This is a genomic window from Kitasatospora sp. NPDC087861, assembly GCF_044742585.1.
Classification (GTDB): Bacteria; Actinomycetota; Actinomycetes; order Streptomycetales; family Streptomycetaceae; genus Kitasatospora.
In genome coordinates, this window is sequence record NZ_JBIUUS010000042.1 from 42606 (window position 1) to 59949 (window position 17344).

The 17344-nt window shown below is 72.5% G+C and carries 16 protein-coding genes; 9 read left to right on the forward strand and 7 right to left on the reverse strand.

What is annotated here, in order from left to right:
• Positions 1–46 precede the first annotated feature (46 nt).
• On the reverse strand, positions 47–1342 hold the full coding sequence (locus ACIOJE_RS35740; RefSeq protein ID WP_400782179.1) for an ABC transporter substrate-binding protein: 1296 nt from the start codon (positions 1340–1342) through the stop codon (positions 47–49).
• Between the two features lie 174 nt (positions 1343–1516).
• Between ACIOJE_RS35740 and ACIOJE_RS35745 the strand changes: the two genes are divergently transcribed.
• A complete protein-coding gene (locus tag ACIOJE_RS35745; RefSeq protein ID WP_280678660.1) occupies positions 1517–2032 on the forward strand; it encodes a hypothetical protein in 516 nt (171 codons plus the stop codon).
• Between the two features lie 167 nt (positions 2033–2199).
• On the forward strand, positions 2200–3066 hold the full coding sequence (purU, locus tag ACIOJE_RS35750; RefSeq protein WP_400782182.1) for a formyltetrahydrofolate deformylase: 867 nt from the start codon (positions 2200–2202) through the stop codon (positions 3064–3066).
• A gap of 38 nt (positions 3067–3104) precedes the next feature.
• Here purU and ACIOJE_RS35755 read toward each other — a convergent pair whose 3' ends face one another.
• Positions 3105–4289, reverse strand: a complete 1185-nt coding sequence (locus tag ACIOJE_RS35755; protein WP_400782185.1) for a zf-HC2 domain-containing protein — start codon at positions 4287–4289, stop codon at positions 3105–3107.
• Entirely contained in the window at positions 4286–4978 is a 693-nt protein-coding gene (locus ACIOJE_RS35760) for a sigma-70 family RNA polymerase sigma factor (protein ID WP_400782188.1), read from the reverse strand. The genes ACIOJE_RS35755 and ACIOJE_RS35760 overlap by 4 nt, the downstream gene beginning before the upstream one ends.
• Positions 4979–5572: 594 nt before the next feature.
• Between ACIOJE_RS35760 and ACIOJE_RS35765 the strand changes: the two genes are divergently transcribed.
• A complete protein-coding gene (locus ACIOJE_RS35765; RefSeq protein WP_280678652.1) occupies positions 5573–6046 on the forward strand; it encodes an ATP-binding protein in 474 nt (157 codons plus the stop codon).
• A gap of 529 nt (positions 6047–6575) precedes the next feature.
• Here ACIOJE_RS35765 and ACIOJE_RS35770 read toward each other — a convergent pair.
• Positions 6576–7547: a GlxA family transcriptional regulator gene (locus tag ACIOJE_RS35770; protein ID WP_400782191.1), complete on the reverse strand. Its 972-nt coding sequence runs from the start codon at positions 7545–7547 to the stop codon at positions 6576–6578.
• Between the two features lie 123 nt (positions 7548–7670).
• On the opposite strand from ACIOJE_RS35770, the gene ACIOJE_RS35775 reads away from it, so the two are divergent.
• The 4 genes from ACIOJE_RS35775 (at position 7671) to ACIOJE_RS35790 (ending at position 11384) form a co-directional block, all read left to right on the forward strand.
• The gene (locus tag ACIOJE_RS35775; protein WP_400782194.1) at positions 7671–8987 is read left to right on the forward strand and encodes an MFS transporter; all 1317 of its coding nucleotides are present in this window, start codon (positions 7671–7673) and stop codon (positions 8985–8987) included.
• Between the two features lie 128 nt (positions 8988–9115).
• On the forward strand, positions 9116–9643 hold the full coding sequence (locus ACIOJE_RS35780; RefSeq protein ID WP_400782197.1) for a GNAT family N-acetyltransferase: 528 nt from the start codon (positions 9116–9118) through the stop codon (positions 9641–9643).
• Between the two features lie 173 nt (positions 9644–9816).
• Positions 9817–10161, forward strand: coding sequence for a DUF4229 domain-containing protein (locus ACIOJE_RS35785; protein WP_280678645.1), 345 nt, complete (start codon positions 9817–9819; stop codon positions 10159–10161).
• A gap of 224 nt (positions 10162–10385) precedes the next feature.
• Positions 10386–11384, forward strand: a complete 999-nt coding sequence (locus ACIOJE_RS35790) for a LacI family DNA-binding transcriptional regulator (protein ID WP_400782200.1) — start codon at positions 10386–10388, stop codon at positions 11382–11384.
• 83 nt (positions 11385–11467) lie between these two features.
• On the opposite strand, the gene ACIOJE_RS35795 is transcribed toward ACIOJE_RS35790, so the two are convergent.
• Positions 11468–12676, reverse strand: a complete 1209-nt coding sequence (locus tag ACIOJE_RS35795) for an MFS transporter (protein WP_280678642.1) — start codon at positions 12674–12676, stop codon at positions 11468–11470.
• A gap of 423 nt (positions 12677–13099) precedes the next feature.
• Here ACIOJE_RS35795 and ACIOJE_RS35800 point away from each other — a divergent pair, with 423 nt between their 5' ends.
• Both ACIOJE_RS35800 and ACIOJE_RS35805 read left to right on the forward strand, forming a co-directional pair.
• Positions 13100–14428 carry a dicarboxylate/amino acid:cation symporter gene (locus ACIOJE_RS35800; RefSeq protein ID WP_400782204.1) on the forward strand — a complete coding sequence of 443 codons (1329 nt, stop codon included), beginning with the start codon at positions 13100–13102 and terminating at the stop codon, positions 14426–14428.
• A 198-nt stretch (positions 14429–14626) separates the two neighbouring features.
• A complete protein-coding gene (locus tag ACIOJE_RS35805; protein ID WP_400782207.1) occupies positions 14627–15358 on the forward strand; it encodes a hypothetical protein in 732 nt (243 codons plus the stop codon).
• 319 nt (positions 15359–15677) lie between these two features.
• Here ACIOJE_RS35805 and ACIOJE_RS35810 read toward each other — a convergent pair whose 3' ends face one another.
• The gene (locus ACIOJE_RS35810) at positions 15678–16883 is read right to left on the reverse strand and encodes an IS4 family transposase (RefSeq protein WP_280681867.1); all 1206 of its coding nucleotides are present in this window, start codon (positions 16881–16883) and stop codon (positions 15678–15680) included.
• Between the two features lie 237 nt (positions 16884–17120).
• Positions 17121–17344 (reverse strand): transposase (locus tag ACIOJE_RS35815; RefSeq protein WP_400782209.1); only part of this gene is annotated, 224 nt, incomplete at its 5' end.

Here is a 17344-nt window from a genome sequence, read left to right on the forward strand (position 1 = left end):
GCGAAGGGGCGGGCACCTGGCCCGCCCCTTCGCCGGGTCCGTGCGGTCACGCCGGCGGGCGGCTCCCGGTGAGCACCCAGCGGACGTCCACGAAGCCCGGCTGCTGCAGGGCCAGCCGGCCGCCCTTGACCACCTGGTAGGTGACCCAGGTGTTCACCAGTCGCGGGGACTCGGTGCTGGGCAGCATGTTGGTGGTGCCCCAGCTCAGCGGCGGGGTGAGGCCGACGTCGATGCCCTCGCCGCTGTCCAGCAGCCCGGTGACGGTCTTCGCGGTGACCGGCCGACCGGCCGCCGCCACCTTCTCGGCGGCCTGGCGGAACACCTCGTACGCGACCCAGGTGGTCTGCACACCGGGGTCGGAGACGTCGATGCTCCGGCCGCCGGCGGCGTCGGAGTGGGCCACGGCGCGCAGCCCGTCCCAGACCTTGGCCGACTCCGGCGGGTACCAGCTGGTGACGTAGGCGCCGGCCAGCGGGCCGGAGTCGCCGCCGGTGGAGTCGACCACCGACTGCTGCACGCTGCCGATCACCGAGGCGATCCGGGTGTTCTTCGGGTTCAGCCGGCGGTAGGAGTCCAGCAGGTTGCCGGTCGGCTCGGCGGCGAGGGCGCTGGTGAGGCAGTTCGCCGACTCGTCCTTGCCGATCGCCTTGCGGGCCACCGCCGTGTAGTCGGAGGACTGCTCGGGCGCCTTGACGTCGAGCAGCTTGATCCCGGCCGGCTTGAGCGCGTTGGCCAGGTACCCGAGCAGGTTGTCGCCGGCCGGGGTGTCCGGGCGGACCAGTGCGACGGCCTTGCAGCCGGCCTCGACCAGCTGGCGGCCGCTGCCGCCGATCAGCGCGGGCATGCCGCCGTCCACCGGGTACGACAGCGGGCTGCTGAACTCCGGCTGGGAGAGCCCGTAGCCGCCGATCAGGGGGATGCCGGCGCGCTCCAGGACCGGCATGAAGTCGTCGCCGTACTGGCTGTAGGAGCCGATCACGGCGACCGCCTTGGCGTCCACCGCCTGCTGGGCGCAGGTCTTGGCGCCCTCGGCGGTGTTGTGCTCGTTGCAGGTGAGGACGTTCAGCCGGCGGCCGTTCAGTCCGCCCTTGAGGTTGGCGTCCCTGCCGATCGCCTCGGCGAGCGCGGTCATGCCGGGCCGGTCGGCGGAGCCGGTACCGGACGGGGCCCAGGTCATCACGGTGAGGTCGCCGCCGTTGGTGGAGGCATCGGCCGGTCCGCCGCACGCGGAGGCCGAGAAGAGGGTGGGGAGCAGGGCCGCGGCGGTGGCGGCCGCGGCGATCGGGCGGCGTCGCCGCGCGAGCTGGTGCCGGGCCTGGAGCGAGTCCCTTCGGCGGGTCATCGGTCTTCCCTCTCTGGGGCGCCATCCGGCGCACCGGAGCAAGCCAAGCCCCGGTGTCACACGTCGAGAGGGCCGAAGTGTGAACGGTCGGAAAATGCGAGCCGAAATCCGGGGCGGTACGCGTGTAGATCGGGAGTGGAGCACGAACGGACGGGGAACGTACGATCGTTCTTCATGTCCGCCAGCACAGATTCTTCGCACCGGTCTGCCCGAAACCCTTCTCGTCCGGGCCACCGCTCCAGCACCATGGGCGGCATGCCGCTCAACGACCTGCCCTGGTGGCGCTGGCGAGCCCGACTGCGCTCGGCGCTGCACATGCTGTCCGACCCCGGCTTCCAGCAGGAGACCTGGCTGATCGGCCGGGAGGGGTACGGCGACGTCACCGACGCCGTCTACCGGCTGGTCGAGGACACCTGGCTGGACCGCTGGTCCGCCGAGAAGTACGTGGGCACGATCTTCCGCGACTCCGCCGAGGCCGCCCTGGTCGACGTGGCGGTGCTGCGGGTCGTCCAGCTGCTGCACGAGGTCGGCGCGGACGCCCCGGCCTCCGCCTACCTCGGCCACCCCGGGTGGCCGGAGGCGGTCCGGGCCACGCGCGAGGCGCACGTCGCGCTGGCGGTGAACGACGGGGACGACCCGGACGCGGCGCCCAAGTCGCTGGACGTGCTGCGCATCCTCACCCAGGTCTGAGCCGGGGCGCCCGGTCGGTCGGCCGGACGGTCGGTCGGTCGGTCGGGCGCCTGGTCACAGTGCTGAGCGGCGCCGTCCCGCAGTACGGGCAGCGGGGCGGCGACCGTCCAGGATGTGACACGCTGGACCACCCAGAAACGCCACGACCTCAGGACGGGATACCCCCAGTGGACCAGCAGCCGGCCAGCGCCCAGTACGTCCTCACGCTGTCCTGCCCCGACAAGCAGGGCATCGTCCACGCCGTCTCCAGCTACCTCTTCATGACCGGCTGCAACATCATCGACAGCCAGCAGTTCGGGGACGGCGACAGCGGGCTGTTCTTCATGCGGGTGCACTTCTCCGCCACCGAGCCGGTCACCGCCGACAAGCTGCGGGCCAGTTTCGCCGCGGTCGGCGCCTCGTTCGGGATGGACTGGCAGATCCACCCGACCGAGCAGCGGATGCGGATCGTCCTCATGGTCAGCAAGTTCGGGCACTGCCTGAACGACCTGCTCTACCGCACCCGGATCGGCGCCCTGCCGGTGGAGATCGCCGCGGTGGTGTCCAACCACACCGACCTGCGCGACCTGGCCGAGAGCTACGGCGTCCCGTTCCACCACATCCCGGTCACCCGGGACACCAAGGCCGACGCCGAGCAGCAGCTGCTGGACCTGGTCGCCAAGGAGAACGTCGAACTGGTCGTGCTGGCCCGCTACATGCAGGTGCTCTCGGACCAGCTGTGCACCGCGCTGTCCGGCCGGGTGATCAACATCCACCACTCCTTCCTGCCGAGCTTCAAGGGCGCCAAGCCCTACCACCAGGCGCACGCCCGGGGTGTGAAGCTGATCGGCGCCACCGCGCACTACGTCACCGCCGACCTCGACGAGGGCCCGATCATCGAGCAGGAGGTGGCCCGGGTGACCCACGACATCACCCCGGACCAGCTGGTCGCGCTCGGCCGGGACGTCGAGTGCCAGGCGCTGGCCCGCGCGGTGAAGTGGCACAGCGAGCACCGGGTGCTGCTGAACGGCACCCGCACGGTGGTCTTCGGGTAGGTCCCGAGGGTGCGCAAGCCTTAGGGCCTGGACCGGCCCTAAGGCCGCGAGAGCAGCGGCAGGGCGTGCAGCACCTCGCGGATCGCGGCCCGGTCGCCGTGCTCGCCGACCGGCAGCCGGTCCGGGTCGCGGTGCGCGGCGGCCAACTGGCAGAGCTCCAGGCCGTCCAGCACCATCGAGGCCACCGGCTCGCCGCCGGACGGCCCCGACTCCGGCCCGTCCAGCGGTATCAGCCACTCGCCGCTCGCCGGGCCGTCGATCACCAGCCGCAGCCGTCGGCCGCCCTGCCCCGCACCGGGCGGGAGGGCCGGCGCGGCGGCGGCGCGGGCGGCGCGCAGCTCGGCCAGTGCCCGCGGAAGCATCCGGACCGCCAGGTCCACCATCTGCCGCAGGTGCTGCGGCGCCGGCGGGGAGTACGGGTAGGCGACCGCGCGGGCCACGTCCTCGCCGTGCACGTAGCACTCGAAGGCGCGGTCCACGAAGGCGTCGCGCAGCGGCAGCACGGCGAAGCCGTAGTCGACGGGGGTGTTGCCCTGCGGGGCGAGCGCGGCGCTGCGTACCAGGTCGTGGGTCTGCCGCCGCCACCGGGCGCGGACCGACTGCGGTGGGAGGTCGGCCTGGTCGGCGGTCAGCCGGGCGGTGCGCGCGGTGATCCCGGCGTACGGTCCGCCCTGCGGCGGGACCCGGGGCGTCGGTGGGTGCGCGGCCGGCTCCTGCGGCGGCACCCGCCGCTCGGCCGGGGCGGGCGTGGCGCCCGGGCCGGTCGGCACCGGGTCGGGCAGGCCGAGGGCGAGCGCCAGGTAGCCGTCCACGGCGGCGAGATGGCACAGCACCTCGGCCGGGCGCAGGTGCCCGGTGCCGCCGTGCCACGGCAGGTCGGCCACCTCCTGCCACTCCTCCGGGCCGAGGTCGCGCAGCAGCGCGTCGAGCTTGGCGGTCTCCGCGGTGTACGGCACGCCCCAGGCGGGGACGGGCAGTTCGGCCGGGCGGCGGGCCAGGCACCAGTCGAGCACCTGCTGGCGCAGCGAGCCGGGCTGGTCGAGCGGCTCGTCCAGGGCGAGCCAGCCGGCCGCCTCGCGCAGCCGGGCGGCCTCCTCGGCGCACTCCGGGCAGGCGCGCAGGTGCCGTTCGAGTTCGGCGGCCTCGCGGCTCGGGCAGGCGCCGAGGGCCCAGGCGCCGAGCAGGGAGCGCAGGGCGTCGTGCCGCTCCTCGGTGGTGCTCACGTGCCCCCGTCCCCGTCGTCGTGCCGATTGCCGTGCGGGTCGTCGTGCCGCTCGTCGTGCGGGTCGTCGTGCCGATCGTCGTGTCGGGCGCGCTCGTCGGCCAGTTCGGTGGCCAGCAGTTCCAGGCCGAGCCGCATCCGCTGCTTGGCGGCCTGCTCGCTGATGCCGAGCAGCCGGGCCGTCTCCTGGTAGGTGCGGCCGTCGTAGTACGTCACCGCGATGGTCTCACGCAGGGGTTGGGGCAGGGAGTCGACCACGTACTGCATGCGCGCGGCGGTGGCCACGGCGCGGATCTCCGCCTCGGCCGCGCCCTCGCCGCCGTCCCGTCCTCCGCCCAGGCCGACGCCGAGGCCGCTGCTCGGGCCGCCGCTCGGGCCGCTGCTCGGTGCCCGCTCGGCGGCCCGCCGCACCCGCAGCCGCTCGACCGCGCGGCGGTGGGTGAGCGCGCCGAGCCAGGAGCGCAGCGAGCCCTGGGCGGGGTCGAAGTCCTCGGGGTGCTCCCAGACGTGGGCGAATATCTCCCGGGTGAGCTGGGCGGCGGCGGCCTGGTCGGCGAGTATCCGCCCGGCCAGGCCGTGCACCATCGGCGCGAGCTGGTCGTAGAGTTCGCCGAGCGCGGTCTCCTCGCCGCGGGCGAGGCGGCGTTGGAGCTGTTCGTCCCAGCGCGGCGCGCCGTCGGGGGTGGCCATCGGGAACCACCCTCCTGCCCGGGTTCGCTGGCGTACCCAACGGTATCTTGCGGCCGCGCGGCGGTGGGACGATTCCCCGAAGAACGGAACCCGGGCTTGCGGATCGTCACATGGTTCGACCGGTTCGACGGTCCGTCGGTGGGACGGTCCGCTCGTGGGACGGTCCGTCGATGATGATGTTCGAAGTCCGTTGGACATATGTCGCACGGGTGGTTCGCGAGTGGCGGGCCGGGCCTCCGGGGCGTCCGGCGGTAGGTTCGCCACGGCGGGACCGGCCGGTCGGCCCGGGCCGGACGAGTGCCGGTACGAGGCTCGCGAGAGTGAGCGGGACAGTATGCACTGCCCTGTCCCCCGATCGCTGGAATATGCCCGAAGCGCTTGCTGCGGCCCGTCCGCCCACTCATCCTGAGGCGTATTCGAGTCGAGGCCAGGGTGCGACGGACGAGTCGGCTCGGGCGGGACAGGCCGGGTGAGCGCCGCTCGGGAGCCCGGGTGAGGGCTCGGGTGGCACCGGGCGACGTGCGAGCGCCCGCCGGCTGGACGATCCGGCCCGATCGGGACGATGGCCGAACTGCGAGTGCGGGTGGTGGAGCGGTGCAGGTTCTTCAGGTACAGCTGGCGGTGCAGGCTGACCCCGCAGAGGTCGGCCGGGCCCGCCGGTGGGTGCTCTCGCGGCTGCTGAACCACGGGGTGGACCCGGACGCGCCGGTCGCCGAGACGGTGGTGCTGGTGGTCTCCGAGCTGGTGACCAACGCCGTGGTGCACACCGGGTGTCCGGCCGTGCTGCGGCTCTGCCTGCCGGTGGATGAGGACCCGGCGGCCGGTGAGCCGCCGGGCCCGTTGCGGGTGGAGGTCGCCGACGCGAGTCAGGCGGCCCCCGCCCCGCGGCACGCCGGGGCGGACGAGGACGCGACCAACGGGCGCGGCCTGGAGTTGGTCGAGCTGCTCTGCGAGCGCTGGGGCTGGTACCCGGACGGCTCGGGCAAGCGGGTGTGGTGCGAGATCGGGGCCGAGGCCCGGTCGGCGGAGCCGCTGGCGGGCGTGGACTGGGCGGCGCTGGCGCAGTAGCGGCGGGTCCGGGGCTGCTCCTGCGGCCGGTCCCGGACGGGCCCGGCTGATCCCGGCTGATTCCGCCGGTGATCGATGGTGGGGATCGATGGTGGAGATCGTCGGCGGAGATCACCGGCCGAAAGTTGACGCAACCATTCCGAATTTCGGACTACCCATTGACGTGACGTATCCGACTGATCACGCTTGGGTGCGGCTCTCCGTTGTGAGGGGACGCCGAGGGGACGCCCGAACGCCGCCGCGGTGCTGTTGTCCAGGGGGACCGCGTCAGCAGGGGGGCCGTGGACGCCGGTTGCGGGCGCTCCTTGGCGAGTACGGAGTGCGCGGCGCGGGTTCAGGGCCCGTGCGTCGCGATTGGATGGCGGCCTGCCGCGCCGTGCTCGGGGTGCACGCGGCTCGCCGCCATCCGATCCGCCGCCGTACTGCGGCACTTTCCGGCCACCTGGCCGAGGATCGCCGGGAGTTCGCCCGGGAGTCGTCCGGAACCGCCGGGGAACCGCTCGGGAGCCACTCGGGAGTCGTCCGGACGTCACCCGGGAACCGCGCGGAAGGTGCGCCGGTAGGCGCTGGGGGCGATGTCCAGTCGGCCGCGCAGCTGGAGCCGGAGCGAGGCGGCGGTGCCGAATCCGGACTCCCGGGCCACCTGGTCGATCGTCAGGTCGGTGCGCTCCAGCAACTGGCGGGCCCGCTCGGTGCGCTGCACGGTGAGCCACTGGCCGGGGCTGGCCCCGGTCTCCTCGCGGAAGCGCCGGGTGAAGGTCCGCACGCTCATGCCCGCCCGGTCGGCGAGTTGGCGCAGCGCCAGCGGCTGGTCCAGGCGTTCCAGCGCCCAGGCGCGGACGGCGGCGGTGCCGGGGCCGCTCGGGTCCACCGGGCTCGGGGCCTCGACGTACTGCTTCTGTCCGCCCTCGCGCCACGGCGGCACCAGGCAGTTGCGGGCCACCGCGTTGGCCACCGCGCTGCCGTGGTCGCGGCGGACCACGTGCAGGCACAGGTCCACCCCGGCGGCCACCCCGCCGGAGGTGAGGACGTCGCCGTCGTCGGTGTAGAGCACGTCGGGGTCGAGGCGCACCTTCGGGTACAGCTCGGCGAAGCGCCGGGTGTAGCGCCAGTGGGTGGTGGCCGGGCGGCCGTCCAGCAGCCCGGCGGCGGCCAGCAGGAAGGAGCCGGTGCAGATCGACATCAGCCGGGTGCCGGGCCGGATCCGGGCCAGCGCGGCGGCCAGGTCGGGGGTGAAGGAGGCGTCGACGGTGGCCGGGCTGGAGTCGGCGGAGGCCGGGATCACCACCGTGTCGGCCCGCTCCAGGAGTTCGGGGCCGTGGTCGACGGCGATCCGGAAGTCGGCGCTGGTGGCGATCGGCCGGCCGTCCAGCGTGCAGGTGGCGACCTCGTAGAGCGGCCGACCGGCCGGGTCCTTGGCGCCGCCGAAGATGCGGGCGGGGATGCCGAGTTCGAAGGCGATCACGCCGTCGAGGGCGAGTACCGCGACCAGGTGTGCCATGACGTTCCCCTCCGGTGCCGTTGGCGGTCCGGGCCAGGGTACGCCGGGCCTTGGCCCGATTCTTGCGAAAGCTGTCATTCAGGCCACTCGTCGCGGTTCCGGCGCCCCGGGACACTCGTCCGTGTGACCGAACGCAACGCCCTCGCCCCCACACCCACGTCCGACGGACCCGCCCCCGCCAGGCGCCCCCGGGTGCACTACGCCTGGGTGGTGGCCGGCGTCTCGCTGCTGGTCCTGCTCGGCTCGGCCGGCTTCCGGTCCACGCCCAGCCTGATGATGGACGCCCTGCACAACGAGTTCGGCTGGTCGCTCGGGACGATATCCAGCGCCACCTCCGTCAACCTGACCCTCTACGGCCTCACCGCCCCCTTCGCCGCCGCCCTGATGGACCGTTTCGGCGTGCGCCTGGTGGTGGTCTGCGCGCTGCTGACCATCTCGGTCGGCTCCGGGCTCACCATGCTGATGCGCGAGCCCTGGCAACTGGTGCTCTGCTGGGGCGTGTTGGTGGGCCTGGGCAGCGGCTCGATGGCCGGCGCCTTCGCCACCACCATCACCGGCCGCTGGTTCCAGGCCCGCCAGGGCCTGGTCACCGGCGTGCTGACGGCCGCCGGGGCGGCGGGAAACCTGGTCTTCCTGCCGGTCGGCGCCTGGCTGGTCGAGCACCACGGCTGGCGCTCGGCGGTGGTCGTGGTCTCGCTCGCGGCCAGCGCGGTCGCCGTCCCGGTCCTGCTGCTGATGCGCGAACGGCCCGCCGACCTCGGCCTGTTCCCGTACGGCGCGACCGAGGAGCCACCGGCCCCCGCCGCCGACACCCGCGCGCTGGCCCGCTCGCTGCGGGTGCTGCGGGACGCCGCCCGCAGCCGGGCGTTCTGGCTGCTGGCCGGCTCCTTCGCGATCTGCGGCGCCACCACGGCAGGCCTGGTCGGCACCCACTTCATCCCGGCCGCGCACGACCACGGCATGCCGGTGACCACGGCGGCCGGCCTGCTCGCCCTGATCGGCCTGTTCGACGTGGCCGGCACCATCTTCAGCGGCTGGCTCACCGACCGGGTCGACTCCCGGCTCCTGCTGGTCGTCTACTACGGGCTGCGCGGACTCTCGCTGCTCCTGCTGCCGCAGCTGCTCGCCGGCTCGCTGGAGCCGCCGATCCTGGCCTTCGTCGTCTTCTACGGCCTGGACTGGGTGGCCACCGTGCCGCCGACCGTCGCGCTGTGCCGCCGGCACTTCGGCGAGGACGCCCCGATCGTCTTCGGCTGGGTGCTGGCCAGCCACCAGATCGGCGCGGCCGTCGTCGCCGGGCTGGCGGGCCTGGCCCGTGACGCGCTCGGGAACTACGACCTCACCTGGTACGGCGCCGGCGCGCTGTGCGCGATCGCGGTCGGGCTCTGCCTGGCGCTGCGCACCGGGCGGACGGACCGGGCGGTCCCGGCGCTGTCGTAGGTCAGCCGGCGGCCGGGGTGCTCGGTCAGCCGGCGGCCGGGGTGGCAGGCCCGTCGGCGGACCGGGTGCCGGACCGGGTGCCGGACCGGACGCCCCGGTGTCGTAGCGGAAAGCTAGGCTCCGCAACCATGGCGCTCACCTTCACCCTCGACCCGAAGCCCGACCCCGACCTGCGCACCGCCGTCGTCCGGCTGTGGGTCGACGTCACCAACGCCGGCGGCGCGGTCGGCTTCGTGGCGCCGGTCACCGAGGACGAGGTCTGGGACACCGCCGACCACCAGTTCGCCGGGGTCCACCCGGACGGTCCGGACCGGCTGCTGGTCGCCCACGAGAGCGAGACCGGCCGACTGGTCGGCGTGCTCTTCTTCGAGTCGATGCGCTTCGACCTCATGGAGCACTGGCGGATGCTCAAGCGGGTCATGGTGCACCCCGACTGCCAGGGCCGGGGCTACGGCGTCCGGCTGCTCGCCGAGGCCGAGCGGATCGCCCGGGAGTGGGGGCTGGAGGGCCTGCGGCTGACGGCGCGCGGCGGCCAGGGCCTGGAGCGCTTCTACACCCGCTGCGGCTACCGGGAGGTCGGCCGGGTGCCGGCCGCGATCCGGGTGGCGCCCGGGGACGACCGCGACGACATCACCATGTGGCGGGGGCTCGTCTGACCATGCGCGTCGCGCGGCGGGAATCGTCAGACGAGCCCCAGACCTGCGTTGATCCGGACACCGGGTGGGCGGCGGTGGGCGGGGGACTGGCGCCCCCTTCCCCACGCCGCCCGTCAGGCATGCTTCACTGGGAGACCGGCCCCCACCCAGACCAGTGAGAAGGACGTGTCCCCGTGAGCAGCACCGGCCCGGAGAAGTCGCACGCCACGCTTCGCTACACCTCCCTGCGGGTCAGCATCTTCCTCGGCTGCCTGCTGGTCGCCCTGCTGCTCGGGCACTTCGGGATCATCCCGGTCAGCGGCCAGGTCGGCGTCATCTTCCTGTTCCTGCTGGCCGCGATCGCCTCCGCGCCGCTCAGCTACGTGCTGCTGAGCCGGCAGCGCGACGAGATGTCCGCCCAGATCACTACCAAGGTCTCCGGCCTGCGCAGCCGTACCGCCGAGCGGATCGCCGCGCAGAACGCCGAGGAGGACGCCGTCGACGAGGCCGTCCGGACAGCCGCCGCCGGGCAGAGCTGACCCCGGCCGGACCCGCGACCGCAGCCGCCGTGCCCGCATCCGCCGACTCCGACTCCGACTCCGTCGCTTCGGCCTCCGGTTACGGAGCGCCCGGGTCGCCTGGGCCGTCCGGCCCGTCGCCTGAGGCGCCTGAGGCGCCTGAGGCGCCCGAGTCGCCCGAGGCGCCCGCCGAGCGCGAGGCCGGCACCTGGCCGGCTCCGGTCCGCCGGCCCACCGGCCGGGACGTGGCCAGGCTCGCCGGGGTCTCCCAGGCCACCGTCTCGCTGGTCTTCTCCGGCGCCGAGGCCGGCCGCCGGGTCTCCGGCGCCACCCGGGAACGGGTCCGGGAGGCCGCCCGCAGCCTCGGCTACCGCCCGCAGGCGGCCGGCCGGCAACTGCGGCTCGGCCGCAGCGGGATGATCCTGCTGGCGGTGCCGAACATCCTCGGCCCGTTCTTCGGCCGGGTGCTGGAGGGCGTCCACGAGGAGGCCGGCCGGCACGGCCTGGCGGTCGTGGTCAGCTCCGGCTGGGGCAGTGCCACCCTCGCCGAGGCCGCCACCACCAGCCGTTTCGACGGCCTGCTGATCTGCTCCCCGGACGACAGCCAGCTCGGCGAGCTGCCCGCCGACACCCCCGCCGTCTTCCTGGACGCCGACCCGGGCACCGACCGGGCCCGGCCGACCGTCGAGCTCGACGTGGCGGGCGGGATGCGCGCCGCCGTCGAGCACCTGGCCGGCCTCGGCCACCGCCGGATCGGGCGGCTGCGCTCCACCCACTCCGCGTACACGTTCCGGGTCCGGCAGGCCGCGTTCGAGCAGGCTGCCGCCGAACTCGGCCTGGACGTCGTGGAGTTGGGCGTCAGCCTGAACGAGGGCCAGCCGGCCGCGCGGAGCGTGGCACACCGCCTGCTGGAGCGTGCGGACCACCCGCGCGCGGTGATCTGCGACGACGACGTGGTCGCCTCCGGGGTCTACCAGGCCGCCGCCGAGCTGGGGTTGCGGGTGCCGGCCGACCTGTCGGTGGTCGGCATGGACAACGTCCCGGTGGCGGCGCTGCTGGCCCCGCCGCTGACCACCGTCGACCTGCCCGGCGAGGAGCTGGGCCGGGCCGGCGCGGCGGCCCTGGCGGGCCTGCTGCGCGGGGAGCGGGTGTCGCCGGTCCCGCCGCTGGCCACCTCGCTGGTGCTGCGCTCCTCCACGGCGCCGGCGGCCGGGGCGCCGCCGTGGCAGGAGTGGCGCGAGTAGCCGGAGCCTCGGAGGAGCAGGGGAACGCGAAAAGACCGCGCCCACCGGCCAGACCCCGGTGGGCGCGGTCGTCCGTGGGGGCCTCAGCCCACCGGGACCGGCTGCGCCATCGGCGCGAGCGGCGCCGCCCGGAACCAGCGCCGGGCGCCGAACAGCAGCAGGCCGCCGAGCGCGATCCCGCCCGCCGCGCACAGCGCCACCGGTCGCAGCGAGTCCTCGGCGAGGTTGCCGGAGACCGCGTAGCCGAGCGAGTTGCCGGTCGCGAACAGCGTCACCAGCCAGGCGAACGCCTCGGTCACCGTCCCGGTCGGCGCCAGCTCGGCGACCAGCACGAACGCCGCCGCCAGCAGCGGCGCCAGCACGATCCCGGACAGGAAGGCCAGCGCGGCCATCGGGTACGGCCCGGGCAGCAGCACCAGCGGCAGGTAGGAGGCGGCCATCGCGAGCGCCATCACCCAGGTGCGGGTGGCCGTACTGCTGCGCCACTTCACCGCACCGTAGGCGAGCGCGCCGAGCAGGCCGCCGAGCGCCGCCAGCGCCAGCAGGGTGCCCGCGCCGCCCGGCAGGGCGCCGGCGTGGCGCTCGGCGTAGGCGATGAACAGCACGTTCTGCGCGCCGACCGCCCAGCCGGCCCCGGCCAGCCCGACCAGCAGCAGCACCAGGCCGGGGGAGCGCAGCGGTCCGAGCAGTCCGGCGGAGTGCGCCCGGGCCGGGGCGCGCCAGGCCCGGGCCGGGGCGGTGGTGGCGACGATCAGTGCGCCGGCCAGCCCCAGCCCGGCGGCCACCCAGAGCGCGGCGACCGGGCTGAACAGGCCCGCGATCCCGGCCACGGCCAGCGGCCCGGCGACGTAGAGGATCTGCTGGGATGCGGAGTCGAAGGCGTAGGCGGTGTCGAGCTGCTCCTCCTCCACCACCTCCGGCCAGAGCGAGCGCAGGCAGGGTTCGAGCGGGGGCATGGCGAGCCCGGCGATCGCGGCGCCGAGCGGGGCGGCGAGCGCGGAGCCGGGGGCGAGGGCGAGCAGCGCGTACCCGCCGCCGGCCAGCACGGCGGAGGCGAGCAGGACGCGCGGCTGCCCGGTGCGGTCCACGATCCGCCCGAGCACCGGCCCGCCGACGGCGGCGGCGATCGCGTACGCGGCGGTGGCCAGCCCGATCCGCCCGTACGGCGTGCCGGCCTCGCGCAGGGCGAGGGCGATCACCAGGGCGGTCATGCCGGCGGGCAGGCGGCCGAGCAGGGTGCCGAGGAGCAGGCGGCTGACGTGGGGGGCGCGGAGCAGGGCGAGATAGCCCATCGGCGTCGTCTCCGGTCTGGGCAGGCGGGGGCGGGGACGACGCCCAAGTTATACGTATAACCGTTGAGCGGTCAATCGGGCCGATCGGAGTGAACTGATGGTGCGTCAGCTTCGTTCGTGTCCGGATCTAGCCTCAACCTCAAACAACTACTTTGAACATCTCAAACCTTTGCTGCTAATGTGTCGGCCATGACCACCTCAGACGCATCGCGGAAGCACGGCCAGGGCTCGCTGCCCGGCGCCGCCCGCCCGTGCGCTCTGACCGGTGCTGTGGACAGCCCGCGCCGTTGTCGCGCCATGAGCTGTATCCCGGCGGCACGCCCCTGACCGGGGGCCGGGACCTCCCCGCCCGGCCCGCGCGCCGTGCCGCCTCCTCCGCCACACCCCACCGTCAGCACCACCCTCCCCCGGAGCCGCACCGTCATGTCCACAGCGCCCGAGGCGACCCCGTCGCCGTCCGTGCTCGCGAGAATCCGCAAGACCCCGTTCTGGGTCCAGATCGTCGCCGGTCTGCTGCTCGGCGTCGGCCTCGGCTACCTGGCCCGCGCCGCCGACATCTCCTGGCTGGCCACCACCCTGGAGACCATCGGCAAGATCTTCGTCCAGCTGCTCAAGCTGGCCGTCCCGCCGCTGGTGTTCACCGCGATCGTGGTGAGCGTCGCCAACCTGCGCAACGTCACCAACGCGGCCCGCCTGGCCACCCGCACGCTGCTCTGGTTCATGGTCACCTCGCTGATCGCGGTCGCCGTCGGCCTGGGCCTCGGCCTGCTGACCAACCCCGGCCAGGGCACCAACCTCAAGACCGAGGGACTCAAGGCGCTCGACTCCAAGGGCACCTGGATCGACTTCCTGACCGGGATCTTCCCGACCAACATCGTCGACGCCTTCGCCAAGGTGAACGTGCTGCAGATCGTCTTCATGGCGGTCGTGGTCGGCGCGGCGATCATCAAGCTCGGCAGCAAGGCCGAGCCGGTGCTCAAGCTCAGCGAGTCCGTCCTGGAGCTGACCCAGACCGCCCTGTGGTGGGTCATCCGGCTCTCCCCGCTCGGCACCCTCGGCCTGATCGGCAAGTCCGTCGCCAAGTACGGCTGGGACCTGCTCAAGCCCTTCGCCACGCTGACCCTCGACATCTACGTCGGCTGCGCGCTGGTCCTGTTCGTGGTCTACTCGCTGCTGCTCAAGTTCGCCGCCGGCCTCAACCCGGTGAACTTCTTCAAGGGCGCCTGGCCCGCCATCCAGCTGGCCTTCGTCTCGCGCTCCTCGGTCGGCACCCTGCCGGTCACCCGTCGCGTCACCGAGCGCCTCGGGGTCCCCAGCGAGTACGCGTCCTTCTCCGTCCCGTTCGGCGCCACCACCAAGATGGACGGCTGCGCCTCGATCTACCCGGCGATCGCCGCGATCTTCGTCGCCCAGGTCTACAACATCGACCTCGGCATCCGGGACTACCTGCTGATCGCCTTCGTCTCGGTCGTCGGCTCGGCCGCCACCGCGGGCCTCACCGGCGCGATCATCATGCTGACGCTCACCCTCTCCACCCTGGGCCTGCCCCTGGAGGGCGTCGGCCTGCTGCTCGCCATCGACCCGATCCTCGACATGATGCGCACCGCGACCAACGTGGCCGGTCAAGTTGTAACGCCGATCGTCGTCGCCGCCCGCGAGGGCATCCTCGACCGCGAGGCATACAACAACCCGAGCGCCGACCTCCTCGACGAGCCGGCCGCCGTCCAGGCCTCGGTTACCGCCGCAGCCTGATCTCAGATCTACATGGCCCGCCTGCACTGAACTGATCTCGGGAGCGTGGGAGACCAGGACCCCTCTGCCTGACCGGGCAGAGGGGTTCGGCGTTCCTAGGTCGGGGGAGAGCAGGGGAGAGACGTAGCTTGCGACGCGCACGCTAACGCGAGCGCGTCGCGTGAGTGCAGGTGTGACGTGGTTTCGAGGGGGCTTGGGGTGGCTGAGGGCGCGGACTCTTCGCCGAGTGAAGCGGGGCAACGAGTCCTGAATCCGCTGTGGATCATTTCATTGTTTCTAGGTTTGGCAGAGGTTACCGTAGGAGTGGCTTCAACTCAGGCTACCGGATGGGTTCAGGGAGCTTTTGCTCTCTTCTCGGTTCTGTTTCCATCTGCTATTGCCATCGCATTCTTCCGCGTTCTTCTGACTAAGCCGTTTGTGTTCTATGCGCCGAAGGACTACTCGAATCCTCCCGAGATCGAGACCTATGTAGCGGCACTTTCATCAGCTGCTATCGGAGGCCGGGATAACGTTGAGGCTGCCGTGCGGAAGGCGATTGAGGAGGTTGTGATCCCTAGGCTCCCACCTGGGTCTCGATCAGACGCCAAGGTTGTAATCGATGAGGCTGTTCGCGCTGCTCGCGAGAACCTTGATAGGCGCTCTGTAGCAGTGGACCTTGGCGGAATTGATCCAAGTCTGGGTGGCAGGATTCTTAAGTTCCCGGTGGATATAGCCACTCACTCGAATCTCCTTGATGCGATCTATCTCATGATTCGCGACCACGTAGATTCTCATTCTTACGGACGGCAGTGGGTTCTTCGAGATTTGTCAACCGGTCAGAGCCTCGCAGGAATCGGCGGGCGGGACCAGGGTGGGAATTGCAAGGGCAGGCGCAGCCTGCAAGAAATGGGACTCAGTCCAGGGGGCAAGCTATTGGCGGTCCGTATTTAGAGAACAGTGCGCCTGTTTTAGCTCGGCAGGTGCTGTTGCAGCTTAACGCGCATTAGCCTCAATACCAGTGACTTAGTAGTCCCAGGGTCGCCTGACCGTGACGGGTGGGTTGATCGGGGCGGTCTTGTGGTGCGGCGCGATGGTGACTGCTTCGACCGGGTCTCGGGTGGGTTGCGGCCAGAGTGTGTGGTCGGCCCGTTTGACGCCGAAGTTGGACATCTTGCGTTTGACGACGCGGGCGTTGGACCGTCTGCGGCGGGTGGGCAGGCGGTGGCGGGCTATCTCGCGCAGCCCGTCGGTTAGGGCTGCGGCTAGGCGGTCAGGGGGAAAAGGCCGCCTGCGCGGCGACTTGGCGTCGTGCGAGGCGGAGGGTGCGGGTGAAGGAGAGCCGGTCGGGGTCCTCGCCGATGTCCTGGGCGGCGGTGTGCATGAGCTGGCGGATCGCGTGGTGGACGAGCATGTGGCCCCAGACCTCCTGCTCGACGCCTTCGGGTGAGCGGGAGCGCAGAACCTGGGCGGGGCCGCGCTGGTGCGTCTTCAGCTCGTCCAGCGCGGTCTCGATCTCCCAGCGCTCGTTGTAGCGGACCGCCAACTCTGTTGCGGGTGCGGACTCGTGGTCGAGGATGGTGGTGATCAGCCGGTAGGGGGCGGTGTGCTGCGGGCGGCCGGGGTCGTCCAGGGTGTACTCGATGACCCGCACGACGGCCGCGTCGGCGCGCTTGCGGTCCCCGGCGGCGGCGATGTCGGACAGGTAGGAGCCGTCGGGAAGCTCCTGCCGCACGGGCAGGACCGCGTTGGACTTGATACGCCAGAGCAGGTCCGCTCCGCCGGCCGACGCGGCCCGCCACTGCTCCAGGCCGGCGAAGCCCCGGTCGGCCATCAGCAGGTCGTCGGGCCCCAGAGCGTCGAACAGCTCTCGCGCGAGCACGGACTCGGCGGTGGTGAACGGGCCCAGGGTCGCGTGGGTGATCGCGTGGGTGCCGCACTCCGCCAGCGCCACCACCCGCACCTGCGGGAACGCGGACCGCTCGCCGCGATGGGTCTTGGGACGGCCGAACCGTGCGTCGTTCTCCTCGCTGTCCGGCACGTCGAACGTCGTCCCGTCGATGGCCATCAGGCGCCAACGCCCGTACCACGCACCGGGAGTTGCCTCAGTCGCGACAGGGCCGGCGGTCTGTTCGAACAGCACCTTGAGGACCTCGGGCCCGAGCTTGACCCGGGCTCGGGAGATCGCCGCGGTCGTCGGAACCTGCCACGACCCGGACCAGCGCCTCGCCCAGGCCAGCCCCTCGGTCAGCAGCCGCGCGACCTCCTCATACCCCTGCCCGGAGAACAGGCACATCGCCAGCACGAAATAGACGACCACCCGTGGCGGCAGCAGCCGCTGGCGCTGACCGGTCCGGCCACACTCCTCCACGATCCGGTCCACCAGCTCCGGCGGGAACGTCCGCGTCAGCAGTCCGATCGCGATCCGATCCGACAGCCGCTCGTCCGTCGACGGCTTGACCTGCCCAGGGCGTGGCATACGGGCACCTCCTGGACAGGCAGCCTACCAGCAGAGACCCTTAAGTCACTGGTATTGGCATTAGCCTCGATCTTGCATGACGGCTCGTCAGCTCGGCTGGCGGGCCGTTTCTGCTTGTCCGGGCTGGGTTTTCGGCGGGTAGAAATACCGAGGGCCCGACTGTCGCGTCGGGTGGGCGCCAGGTTCCACGACTCCGGAGGTGGTCGAGTGCTCGTCGGGATGGGGCGATGTCGCCGGTCAGCCGGGGTTCGGTAGGGCTTGTAGGCGTGCGAACGCGTTGGTGATCAGGTCGGTCCAGGGCCAGTGGCGGGCCAGGTGGAGGTAGCGGCGGCGGCCGGTGGTGACGAGTTGGGCGGCGGCGGAGAACAGCCGCAGCCGCAGGCGTTTGGGCTCCCACCGGCGGGCGTCGCCGGTCAGGGAGAGCATGGGCATCCAGGCGAGTAGGTCGAGCGCGATTTGGA